Origin of the sequence: Lentibacillus halophilus, assembly GCF_039522485.1 — a bacterium.
GTDB lineage: Bacteria > Bacillota > Bacilli > Bacillales > Amphibacillaceae > Lentibacillus > Lentibacillus halophilus.
In genome coordinates this window covers 1-11,833 of sequence record NZ_BAAADM010000035.1, presented here as the reverse complement: position 1 = coordinate 11,833, position 11,833 = coordinate 1, and the positions used below count along the sequence as shown (strand labels likewise).

14 protein-coding genes are annotated in these 11,833 nt (G+C 44.6%); 5 read left to right on the top strand and 9 right to left on the bottom strand.

Annotation, left to right across the window (positions count from 1 at the left end; genetic code table 11):
- The first annotated feature begins 2 nt into the window (after positions 1-2).
- The gene (gene addA, locus ABDZ72_RS06965) at positions 3-3,722 is read left to right on the top strand and encodes a helicase-exonuclease AddAB subunit AddA (protein WP_343752019.1); all 3,720 of its coding nucleotides are present in this window, start codon (positions 3-5) and stop codon (positions 3,720-3,722) included.
- A gap of 195 nt (positions 3,723-3,917) precedes the next feature.
- Here the strand turns inward: addA and ABDZ72_RS06960 are convergent, their stop codons facing one another.
- The 7 genes from ABDZ72_RS06960 to ABDZ72_RS06930 form a co-directional block, all read right to left on the bottom strand.
- Positions 3,918-4,136, bottom strand: coding sequence for a spore germination protein (locus tag ABDZ72_RS06960; RefSeq protein ID WP_343752018.1), 219 nt, complete (start codon positions 4,134-4,136; stop codon positions 3,918-3,920).
- Between the two features lie 40 nt (positions 4,137-4,176).
- Positions 4,177-4,575 carry a spore germination protein GerPE gene (locus tag ABDZ72_RS06955; RefSeq protein WP_343752017.1) on the bottom strand — a complete coding sequence of 133 codons (399 nt, stop codon included), beginning with the start codon at positions 4,573-4,575 and terminating at the stop codon, positions 4,177-4,179.
- A 6-nt stretch (positions 4,576-4,581) separates the two neighbouring features.
- Entirely contained in the window at positions 4,582-4,755 is a 174-nt protein-coding gene (locus tag ABDZ72_RS06950) for a spore gernimation protein GerPD (RefSeq protein ID WP_343752015.1), read from the bottom strand.
- Positions 4,752-5,306: a spore germination protein GerPC gene (gene gerPC / locus ABDZ72_RS06945; RefSeq protein ID WP_343752014.1), complete on the bottom strand. Its 555-nt coding sequence runs from the start codon at positions 5,304-5,306 to the stop codon at positions 4,752-4,754. Before gerPC ends, ABDZ72_RS06950 begins: the two co-directional genes overlap by 4 nt.
- 64 nt (positions 5,307-5,370) lie before the next feature.
- Positions 5,371-5,577, bottom strand: coding sequence for a spore germination protein GerPE (locus tag ABDZ72_RS06940; protein WP_343752013.1), 207 nt, complete (start codon positions 5,575-5,577; stop codon positions 5,371-5,373).
- A gap of 18 nt (positions 5,578-5,595) precedes the next feature.
- Positions 5,596-5,811 (bottom strand): spore germination protein, encoded by a 216-nt coding sequence (locus ABDZ72_RS06935; protein ID WP_343752011.1) that lies wholly within the window; start codon positions 5,809-5,811, stop codon positions 5,596-5,598.
- A gap of 119 nt (positions 5,812-5,930) precedes the next feature.
- Positions 5,931-7,127: an ornithine--oxo-acid transaminase gene (locus ABDZ72_RS06930; RefSeq protein ID WP_343752010.1), complete on the bottom strand. Its 1,197-nt coding sequence runs from the start codon at positions 7,125-7,127 to the stop codon at positions 5,931-5,933.
- A gap of 170 nt (positions 7,128-7,297) precedes the next feature.
- On the opposite strand from ABDZ72_RS06930, the gene ABDZ72_RS06925 reads away from it, so the two are divergent.
- Together ABDZ72_RS06925 and ABDZ72_RS06920 are read left to right on the top strand one after the other, a co-directional pair.
- Positions 7,298-7,663, top strand: a complete 366-nt coding sequence (locus tag ABDZ72_RS06925; RefSeq protein WP_343752008.1) for a YisL family protein — start codon at positions 7,298-7,300, stop codon at positions 7,661-7,663.
- A 139-nt stretch (positions 7,664-7,802) separates the two neighbouring features.
- Positions 7,803-9,308, top strand: a complete 1,506-nt coding sequence (locus tag ABDZ72_RS06920; protein ID WP_343752007.1) for an alpha-amylase family glycosyl hydrolase — start codon at positions 7,803-7,805, stop codon at positions 9,306-9,308.
- A gap of 25 nt (positions 9,309-9,333) precedes the next feature.
- Here ABDZ72_RS06920 and yppF read toward each other — a convergent pair whose 3' ends face one another.
- Positions 9,334-9,519: a YppF family protein gene (yppF, locus tag ABDZ72_RS06915; protein ID WP_343752006.1), complete on the bottom strand. Its 186-nt coding sequence runs from the start codon at positions 9,517-9,519 to the stop codon at positions 9,334-9,336.
- Positions 9,520-9,663: 144 nt separating this feature from the next.
- Entirely contained in the window at positions 9,664-10,524 is an 861-nt protein-coding gene (locus ABDZ72_RS06910; RefSeq protein ID WP_343752005.1) for a DegV family protein, read from the bottom strand.
- Between the two features lie 124 nt (positions 10,525-10,648).
- On the opposite strand from ABDZ72_RS06910, the gene ABDZ72_RS06905 reads away from it, so the two are divergent.
- Together ABDZ72_RS06905 and ABDZ72_RS06900 are read left to right on the top strand one after the other, a co-directional pair.
- Positions 10,649-11,491: a YitT family protein gene (locus tag ABDZ72_RS06905; RefSeq protein WP_343752004.1), complete on the top strand. Its 843-nt coding sequence runs from the start codon at positions 10,649-10,651 to the stop codon at positions 11,489-11,491.
- A 51-nt stretch (positions 11,492-11,542) separates the two neighbouring features.
- Entirely contained in the window at positions 11,543-11,785 is a 243-nt protein-coding gene (locus ABDZ72_RS06900; protein ID WP_343752002.1) for a hypothetical protein, read from the top strand.
- The last annotated feature ends 48 nt before the right edge of the window (positions 11,786-11,833 follow it).

Genomic DNA, 11,833 nt, shown 5'->3' with positions numbered 1-11,833 from the left:
CGTTGAGCACTTGGACAAAAAAACAAGAAGAAGCTATTTATACAGATGGCAGCGATGTCCTTGTTGCCGCTGCGGCAGGTTCGGGAAAAACCGCCGTATTGGTGGAGCGGATTATCCAAAAGCTTATTCGCCAGGAGAATCCCGTCGATATCGATTCGCTCCTTGTTGTCACCTTTACGAACGCGGCAGCACAAGAAATGAAAAGCCGGGTTGGACAGGCACTTGAAGCGAACCTGGCAGAAAACCCGACCTCTAACCACCTGAAAAAGCAATTGTCAATGCTGCAGCGTGCGTCGATATCAACGTTCCATTCCTTTTGCCTTGATATTGTACGGCGACATGCCTATTTGCTTGATTTGGATCCTGCTTTCCGGATAGCCGATAATATGGAGGCGGATTTGATCAAGCAGGACGTTATTGATGACTTGTTTGAAGAATGGTATGGGAAAGAAGGCGAAGAACAGGCGATGTTTTTTGCTGCTGCCGACCGTTTTTCCAGTGACCGCAGTGATGCTGATATGGAGGAACTTATATTAAAATTATATACATTTGCCATGCAGAATCCTTGGCCGGAATCCTGGCTTGATTGCCTTGCGGATGTGTACAAAGTACCGGATGATTGGCAGGAGGATGATTTGGATTGGTTGGATATTATTAAAAATGAGGTCCGCAACGAGCTGGACGCTATGGAACACGAAATGCAGCTGGCGATGAACGTAACGAGAGAAAGCGATGGTCCATATCACTACGCTGATGCCGTGGAATCCGATTTTTCCAATTTACAGGAAGCACGTAGATGCCTCCATTCGTGGGATTCGCTCCAATCGTTTATGGTTGCCAGCTCGTTCAGCCGACTATCCGGAAAAAAAGTAGACTGTAACGAATCCAAAAAAGAAAACGTGAAAAAATTGCGTGACCGCTATAAAAAACGCTGGAATGACATGAAAGAAAAATGGTTCAGCCGCAACCTGTCTAATCATATTTCTGATATGCAGGAACTGGCACCGGTTATCAGCCATTTGGCTGAACTTGTCAAACAATTCCGAACACGTTTCACCGAACAGAAGCGGGAACGGGCGGTAGTTGACTTTTCTGATCTAGAACATTATTGTATGCAGCTTTTGATGGATCCAACTTCACAGCCCGGATACGTCCAACCGTCAAATGTAGCGTGGAATTTGCATGAGCAATTTACCGAGCTGCTTGTGGATGAATATCAGGATACCAATCTTGTTCAGGAAACGATTCTGTCGCTTATCAGTGATCAACAGGGCTCCGGCAACATGTTTATGGTTGGTGATGTGAAACAAAGTATCTATCGCTTCCGTCATGCGGAACCGTCGTTGTTTATCAAAAAGTATAAACGTTTCGCGGATGCAGCCAGCCTAGCTGGACGTATTGATTTGTCCAGCAACTTCCGAAGTCGGGAAGACGTGCTTAACGGGGTAAATTTTGTGTTCCGGCAAATTCTTGATGAGCATGTTGGCGAAATCGACTACAATCGGGATTCGGAATTAATGTACGGCAATGACAGGTATGATGCCCTTCCGCTTGCTGATCCCGAGCCGGAGCTGCTCATCATTGATCGGGAAGCACCGGACGAACAGGAGGATGTATCGCTGGAACAGGAAGACTACCAGGATTTAGAAAAGGCTCAGTTGGAAGCGAGAGCTTATGCGGAAAAGATCAAAAGATGGATCGGAACAAATGGAAACACACCGTTGCAAGTGTATGATAAAACAATGGATGCACAACGCGACTTGCAATACCGGGATACCGTTATTTTATTACGTTCGATGACATGGGCACCAACCATTATGGATGAATTGAAAAAACAAGGCATCCCTGTTTATGCTGATTTGTCGACTGGTTATTTTGATGCGATCGAGGTAAAGGTGATGTTAAACGTTTTGAAAATCATCGATAACCCAAGACAGGATATTCCGCTTGCTTCAGTGTTGAAATCACCGATTGTCGGAATGAATGAAGAAGATCTTGGTCAGATTCGCCTGGCGGATAGGGACGGGGCGTATTATGACGCGCTAAGAGCTTTCCGGCGTCAACATACGAACGAAACAGCCGTCAAAGCTGGCCGCTTTCTGGATAGTCTTGCTCGATATCGTCTTGCATCACGCCAAGGTGCGCTGTCCGAATTGATTTGGCAAGTTTACAGAGAAACCGGTTATTATGATTTTGTCGGTGGCATGCCGGGCGGACGCCAGCGGCAAGCGAATTTACGAGCTCTGTATGATCGGGCACGCAGCTATGAAACAACGTCATTTCGTGGCTTGTTCCGATTTTTGCGATTCATTGAACGAATGGAGGAGCGCGGAGACGATTTAGGCGCAGCACGCGCACTCAGTGAACAGGAAGATGTCGTTCGAATTATGACTATCCATAAAAGCAAAGGGTTGGAATTTCCGGCTGTCATTCTTGGCGCGATGGATAAACAGTTTAACTTGCAGGATTTAAATAACCGTTATTTGTTGCATAAGGACCTCGGTATGGCGAGCAAATTTATCGACCCGATCAAGCGGATTATATATCCGACACTGTATTATCATGCGATAAAACAGGAAAAACTCCGTGAGATGTTGGCTGAAGAAATGCGCGTTCTGTATGTTGCCATGACCCGCGCAAAAGAGAAATTGCTGATGGTTGGCAATGTTGCCTCTTTTGCCAAAAAACAGGAGAATTGGGAGCAGATGATGGTCCATAAAGAATGGATGTTACCGGCCCATTATCGTGTGCAATCAAGATCCTATCTGGATTGGGTTGGGCCTGCGCTGATCCGTCATAAGATGAATGATTCCCTTCGATCGATCGATTTGCCTGATAGCGTTATGGAAGCCATACGTCTGGATCCTTCCGAATGGAAGACAATGGTGGTACATGGCAGTACTTATACCAATCTTGGAGAGGCTTCTGAATCAGCGGAAATACATCTCCAGGAAAAACTGATTAACTGGGAGCCATTGGAACTGGAGGAGAATGCCTATACCAAAGCAGTCGCCAACCGTCTGTCGTATCAATATCCATACCAGCAAGCTGCTAAATCCCGTTCCAAACAGACCGTTACTGAGCTGAAACGTCAGCATGAGCAGAAGGATGAATACAGTGGTGATCAATTTATCGCCCCGTTTCAGCCCCCTATTATTAAACGGCCAGCATTTATGCAGGAAAAAAAAGAACTAACTGCTACCGAACGAGGAACGGCCATGCATACTGTCATGCAGCATATTCCATTGGAAAAACCAATTTCGTCGGCTGAGATTGCCGAATGGGTGGAATCATTGGTGGAAAAGGAATTTCTTACTCGGCAGGAAGCGAATGTGATCGATATGGGCGCGGTAGAACAATTTTTCATGACAACGATTGGTCAAACAATCATGAACGCCGATAAGGTCCATCGCGAAGTTCCATTCAACTTGTCGCTGCCTGCAAGCAACGTCTATGCTGACTGGAGTAGTTATACAGACGAGCACGTTCTTGTTCAGGGTGTAATTGACTGTGTCATACCTATGGACGGTGGCTGGGCGATACTTGATTACAAGACGGATACCATTACTGAAAATGTAACCGAAACCGTAAAGGACGACTTGCGCAACCGGTATAATGTACAAATGAACCTTTATAAAGAAGCCTTGGAACGCATTTGGAAAAAACCAGTAACCGCAACGCATCTTTATTTCTTCTCCCGTCAACTGGAATTGAAAATGTGACATATGGATGGGGACAAATTGTGATGCTGCTGTGATGACATAACCTTTGCGAAAAACAACTTGATGAAAATATGGAATCAAAAATCCGAACGATGATTCAAAGGTTGTTTATATTTTTTGAATCAGTTCGGATTTTAAATATCCGTCTTAAGGGTTGAACAGTTCAGTTATGTCTCAATCCCTTGATATCTCACTTTATGCGTTGGCTGTAACATTTTGATCACTAACATCGGAATCCAGCGGGTTGGTTGAACTGACGCCATTATTCGTGCAAATGAAATCACCTGTATTTTGTGCGCCGGAGCCGGTGCTTGTTTTGGAGGAACTTTTCGGTGAAAGATAGAAGGAGTCACCAAAATTGACCACGCCACCTCCAACACTGTTTATCTTAATGGGTCCGACCATCGATGGCATAACAACACCTTCTTCATTTGAGATATGATGATATGATAGCTTATGAATCCGCTTGGTTCGTGTGTATACTACCGTGCAAATACTGGCGGAAATGTTTGATTCGTGCTTCTCCGGTCACTTCGTGGATACTGCCTACTTGGAAGATGGAAGCCTGACTGACACCGGTAACGTTGATGTCCCCAACATGGATGGTTTCTTCGTGCTGGTGTGTTCGTTTTTGGACGGGCGATTTTTGTGCCGGAACATTCGCATTCCTGTCAAAGAGAGAGTAGTCTTCAAATTGCACGTCATCATCACCGGAAAAAACAGCACCTTCTTTTTGCACGGCGATTCCCTTGGCGTTTGTACGGGCATAGGTTGCATCACCGATATTAACAATACTGCTGTATGTTAAACCGTTTAATTTAATGTTATGAACGGAAGATGTACGCTGCTGCATGGTTTGTCACCCTGATAAAGGAACAATGGACCCAATGGCGGCTGCTTCAGGCGGGGTGTCATAGAACGACGAGAGAGTGAAGCTTTCATTATCACCCACCAGGAATACGGATGATGCACTTACGGTACCAACGTTCACATGATCGACATGAAGCCCCCAATTGTGTACTTCCATATTCATCTATGATCATTCCCTTCCATATAGTTGCTTAAGGAGTGGCGGATTTCATGTTTAATCTGGTCCGCAATATACGATTTTGTTTCATCGTCGTGAAGGTTGCGCTGATGACGTTTAGCCTCTTGTTCATAGAAGGCGATCCGGTCAGGAAGCTGTTTGGCAATATCCTCTATAAGAACAGTCGAATCGATGGTTTCCGGAGAGATTTGGTGCTGCGATGCTATTTCACGGACGAGTTGTTCCCCGTTTCTATTCAGATACGTGTTCAGTTCGGAATTCAATTGTTGATGAATCGGAGACGTTTCTGTGTCGGGAACAGATAGGTCTTCTATGCCTTTCATGTCATCCGGGGATAAACCGATATGCAGTGTGCCTTCCAAGTTTTCAATTTTTAACTGATCAAAATTGTACTCCACTTTTTCAACGGTTTGCTGTTTGTTGTCGTCTTTATGGTTTTCGGCAACCTGCATTCTCGTTTCAAGTGACCGGATGCGCTGATCCTGTTCATCAATCCGCTGATGAAGATAATAGATATAATCATTCCAGTTATTCATGGAGTGTCCTCCTTTAATCTGGGCAAAGACCTATCACATTCTATGCGTGGGTAAGCAATCTGTGTTAATGCTCAGGTTGCTTCAATCGAATGATGGCAGGCTCGCCAATCGGTTCCGCTGGTTCAGCCGGTTCGATGTATCCACCTGTATTGTGAATATCCGATTGTGCCTGGACGCTACCAGTGCTGCCAATTTGAAAGACAGAGGAATTGGATATCGCCTCAATTTTAATGAAATGGATGGCGATGGATTGATGGATAGTGAAATGCATAGGGATACCACCTCCTGTTCAAAAAATGATATTTTGATCCGACTGATCGTTATCCATTACATACGTTCGTGACTGTCCGAGTCTGATGTATGTTCCGTCACCAGTGTTGAAAGAGCCGCCGCCAGCATAGGTTTTTGCAGTGCTTTCTGGAGACATGGCATAGACGTCGCCGATATTAAAAATGCTGGAGTTTCCGATGTTGTTAATTTTAACTGCACCTACTTTTGCCGGCATTGCACTTCCCCCCTTTGATGTATATAGTTTATGCGTGCATGTGTATTTGTGAAACCTTGAAGCTATATGGAAAAACGAAAGGGGCAGCTCCTTCTGGTGGAGCTGCCCCTTTGACGATGTCAGGCTTTTAATACATCTTTAATCTGTCCAATCGCCCAATCGAGATCGTCCTTCTCAATGACAAGCGGCGGCGCAAAGCGGATAACTTTGTCATGGGTTTCTTTGCACAGAAGTCCTTTTTCTTTCAGGGCTTCACAGTATGGACGAGCTGATTCGGTTAATTCAATACCGATAAAAAGCCCTTTGCCACGTACTTCTTTGATTTTCGAATTGCTGATTTTCTTCAATTCATTCATCATGTGATTACCCAATTCGAGGGAACGATCAGCCAGTTTTTCTTCCTCGAGTACTTCTAATGCGGTAGTGGATACGGCACAAGCAAGCGGATTTCCACCGAATGTCGACCCATGTGATCCAGGATTGAAGACACCGAGAATTTCCTTATTGGCCAGAACGCAGGAGATAGGCATGACGCCTCCACCGAGGGCTTTTCCGAGGATCAGAACGTCCGGTGTGACATCTTCCCAGTCACAGGCAAACATTTTTCCAGTACGGCCGAGACCTGCTTGAATTTCATCAGCCATGTACAATACGTTGTTCTCAGCGCAAATGTCATACGCTTCTTTTAAAAATCCTTCCGGTGGTATGTTGATACCTGCTTCTCCTTGAATAGGTTCGAACAAAAAAGCAGCTGTATGCTCGGTGATGGCGTCTCTCAATGCGTCTGCATCACCGTATGGAATGATTTTGATGCCTGACAGCAACGGGCCGAAACCACGTTGATAAGCAGCTTCGGATGACAATGATACGGGTGTCATCGTCCGACCGTGGAAATTTCCTTCACAGACAATAACTTCTGCTTGGTTGTCGGCAACGCCTTTGACATCATACGCCCAGCGTCGAGCTGCTTTAAATGCTGTTTCAACCGCTTCCGTTCCGGTGTTTACCGGCAATGCCATTTCTTTATTGGTCAGCTTGCAAATTTTTTCATACCAGGGACCGAGTTGATCGTTATGAAAGGCACGGGATGTAAGGGTCAAAGCATCGGCTTGATTTTTTAACGTCTGGATAACTTTGGGATGGCGGTGTCCCAGATTCAGCGCAGAGTATGAACTGAGCATATCCATATAGCGATTGCCTTCCGGATCATTAACCCAGACACCTTCAGCTTCGGATATGACAACAGGAAGTGGATGATAGTTTTTCGCACCATATTCCTGTGTTTGGTCAATAATCTGCTGGCTTGTTTCCTGCATAGTATCCCTCCGAATTAAAACTCCATTCCATCCTATTATAACAGTTTTTGTGTCTTTTTACTTCTTTTAATCCATTCAAATAATTTTCAAATGAATTTCATGCAGGCACATGTTAATATAGTATATATGGTAAAAGGAAAAACTATGGTTGAAGGAGGAACAGGCAATAAATGAATACACATTTGCACGTGACAGCGTGGGTATTGGCATTCATCCTTTTTATCGTTGTTCTTGCATTGAATAAAGCGGACAAGTCGAAAGGTGCCAAAATTGTTCAAATGATTCTTCGTTTGGACTATTTATTGATTCTGTATTCCGGTGGCTCCTTGCTTGGTGCGTACTTAAACAGTCCGCAAATGGGAGAGGCGATTTTCAAAGCATTGGCCGGTATTTGGGTCATATTCGCGATGGAGATGATCAGTCTGAAATCAGGCAGAAACGAAACCACAAAAAGTTGGTGGATCCAACTCATCATCGCTGTTATACTTACATTGCTTTTAGGATTTGGTCGACTTGGTCTGGGCTTTTTGCCATAATGAATCAGGCTCTCTCCCGGCGAGAGAGCTTTTTTCAGAAGAAGTCACTTTCAACAACACCCCACAACGGGGTGACTATTGGCATTAATGGTTAATCAAAGAAGCAGAGTTATTATTTTATCCATGAAGGAGTACATATATGAGGTTTTTAGCAATAACGATACTGCTTACCGCCGTAATGCTGACTACCGGGACGGTTGATCCGGCTGCTGCCGAGAATGAAACAGAGATGGTCAATGATGAGATTTTTTACAATATCCTGGTCGATCGCTTCAATAACGGGAATCAGTCTCAAGATGTGCCGATTGATTTGAATGACCCGGGTGCATTTCATGGGGGAGATTTGCAGGGAGTGATAGACAAACTTGGTCATTTGAAGGAAATGGGGTATACAACCCTTATTCTTTCCCCGATTATGGATAATGCCCCTGGTGGTTATCACGGCTATTGGGTGGAAAACTTTCGTAAAATTGATCCGCACTACGGCACTATGAAAGATCTGAAAAAATTGGTGCAAGAAGCTCATAACAGGGATATGAAAGTGGTTCTTGAGTTTGTTACTAATTATGTGGCTGAAACAAGTCCTATGCTTGATGAACCGAATAAAGCTGATTGGGTGCAGGACACGAATCCGGAAGTGTCGCAGCGCTGGCTTGGAAAGACGAAGAAGCTGGATCAGACGAACCCGGAAGTTCAATCGTTTTTGAAGCAAACAGTCGACTTTTGGATGGATGAAACAGACATTGACGGTTATCGGTTCCATGCAGCTGATAAGGCGAATCAAGCCTTTTTGCAGAAGCTAACAGACCATATTAATCAGAAGGATGCATCGTTTATGCAGTTGGCTGACATCCTTGATCCTGATGATTACAATGGGGACCTTGCCGAGCTAACGCATATGAGTGCAGTGGACGCCCCCGGTTTGCACAACCCTATGTCCAAAACCATTGCTAACCCCGGTGCGCCGGTTAAAGATGTATATGACGCTTGGCAAGCGGATGGCAAACCCAAAAGTCTGAATTATTTGGATAACAAGCATACTGAGCGATTCACGAAACGATTGGTTAACAACGGGCGGAATCCCCTGACAACATGGAAATTGGCATTAACCTATCTGTATACAGCCCCTGGTGCACCAATGATTTTACAAGGGTCCGAAATTCCGATGGCAGGGAAGAATTTTCCTGACAAACAGCGAATGGTGCAATGGAACAGTGCCGATGACGATTTGCAAACATTCACCGGTCGTATAGCGACAATCCGTTCGAAATTCCCAGCACTAAAATATGGAGATTATGAGCTTGCTGGTTCGGATGGTGCGATGAGTGTCTTCAGTCGATCTTTTCAAGGAGAGACGGTCTATATTGCGATTAACAATGATACCCATTCACGCTCCGTCACGTTAGATAACATCCCTGACGACAAACAGCTAAAAGGGCTTCTCGAAGATCATCTTGTCCGTGCTGATGAAGAAGGCACATACCGGATTGGATTGGCGAGAGAAAAAGCTGAAGTTTATGTTACCGAGAATGATACAGGATTGAATTGGTTGGTCATTGTACCGTTTGCTGGAATCTTTGTTATTTTTATAGCTGGTATTATTTGGTTGTCACGGAAACAAAAAAGTGGAAAGGCTAATGCATAGTGCACAGCCTTCCAACGTTTATAACCTATGTATATTCATGGGCTGAAATGGCACCTTGTCGATGCAAGTAATGGTAAATTTTCCGGTAATGACATACGTCGATATTTCCAGTGATATACTGACGTTGGTAAAAATCCAATAGAGCGTTAATGGACTCCGGTGGTTCGTTTCGTTCTTGTTCAAAAATGGTTATTAGCTCAAAAATGCTCATTCCGGTATTCGCCTCCGTTCCGGTTAAATGGATTTACCGGAAATATATGCTGAAGACGATAGAATCATGTTGGGTTTTTAAATAACCGTATTTTAGAAAAGAAAGAGCTGATCGGTGATGTCCGGATCAGCTCCATGCTTTTTCCTATTTATATGAGCTATTCAAAAAGAACAGGGCGAGTGTTCCCGGCCCGGAATGTGCGCCAATAGTCGATCCAACCATTTCGACGATGGTGTCGGCGGGGTTGAATCTTTCCTGAATTCTGGATCGCATCATTTCAGCTGTTTCTGCATCATCACCGTGACTGATGCCAACCGTCTGACGTGAAATATCAGCACCGCGCTCCTCCAAGAGATCCAGCATACGGTTTAAGACTTTTTTGGAGCCGCGTATTTTTTCCAAAGGGACCAATCGGCCATCGTCCACGTGAAGAATGGGTTTGATCTTTAGAAACGACCCGATGGATGCAGCTGTTTTGCTCACACGTCCGCCACGGTACAGATAGTCAAGATCATCGACAGTGAAAATGTGTTCCATATGGTTCGCGTGGTACCGGGCCGTTTCGATGATGTCTCCAATAGCAGCACCGTCTTTCGCTAGTTTGGCTGCACGTAAAATGACAAGTCCGTATCCAATGGAGGCGCATTTTGTATCGATCACCCGGAGCTCGGCATCCGGCCATGATTCTTTCACATCCTGTTCTGCTATTTTCGCTGCTTGATAGGTGCCTGACAGTTCCGAGGAAAAAGCCAAATACACTAATGGTTGCTTTTTTTCAGCGTATGATGTAAAAATAGTTTTGAATGTTTGTGGGGATACTTGGGACGTTTTTGGATGCTTTCCTTCTCTCATGGCATCATAAACGGACTTTGGTTTTATTTCCAGACTGTCTTTGAACGTTTGATCATCCAATTGAACGGTTAATGGTACCATGTCAATGTGGTAGGCATTATAATGTTCTTCCGTTAAATCACATGCGGAATCAGCAAGTATCATCGTATTCATATTTTCACCTGCCATTCCCATTTTAAAATGGGTATATTGGTTTTCAGTTTAAAGCGGCGGGTTGTAATAGTCAACGAAAAGTAACCGATGACTCACCCTGTGACCATGCGAGAGGAGGCATTCAATGTTTCTGGTTGAGGCCAAACGGATTGTAATTGTTATATTCGGCGCCATTCTGAATGCGCTGTCCTTGAATTTTTTCCTGATCTCAGCAAATGTTTATGCGAGTGGTTTTACAGGTGCGGCACAGCTCCTGTCCAGTATTTTTCAAGATTTTCTGAGTATCGGGCTATCCACTGGTATTATATTATTTATTTTGAACATTCCGGTGGTCGTGCTCGGCTGGATGAAGGTAGGAAAAGGGTTCACGATATATAGTGTGATATCTGTTATCGTGGCTACATTCTTCTTGGAAGTCCTTCCTGTCGTGCAACTTTCAGAAGATATCATTTTAAATGCCGTGTTTGGCGGTGTGTTGGGCGGAGCCGGTGTTGGTATCACGCTCAAGCACGGTGCGTCAACCGGTGGAATGGATATTGTAGCCATGGTTTTGTCCCGGATGAAGGATAAACCTATCGGGACGTATTTTTTAATTTTGAATGCCGTCATTATTGCACTGGCTGGTATTTTGTATGAACCGGAAAACGCGTTGTATACGTTACTGACATTGTATGTCACGACTCGTGTTATTGATGCCATCCATACACGTCATGAGAAAGTAACGGCCATGATTATTACCCATAAGGCGGAAGAGTTGCAGCAGGCGATCCATGATACTATGGTGCGCGGCATTACGATCCTTCCTGCAAAAGGAGCTTATACGCGGGATGATAAAAACATGATGTATCTCGTTGTCACACGGTACGAGCTGTATGACTTGGAACGGATTATTGGGGAGGTGGATCCCAACGCTTTCACCAATATTGTGCAGACAACGGGTATCTTCGGGTTTTTCCGGCGGGATTAAACATAATAACGTGAACCATCAATCAGTGCGCGATAAAAGGAGTTATTACTCATGCAAAAATGGGCCATCTTATTAGTTGTCGCCGTCATATTAGCAGCATGCAGCAATACAGATGATCAGCAGCCAACGGAATCACTCGTTACATTCCAGGATATGGACGTGACAACGACAAACCAAACAGCGCAATTAACCGCCAAAGCGAAGACGAATAACGATAGACTTTATTACACGTTTAAACAAGGTGACACCGTGCTCGTGGACGAACGTGACGGGGGCGTCAACAAGTTTGTGTAAATGACCCTATCCCTTTTGAATTTCGTTAGCCAGTGTTTTTATCGTTTA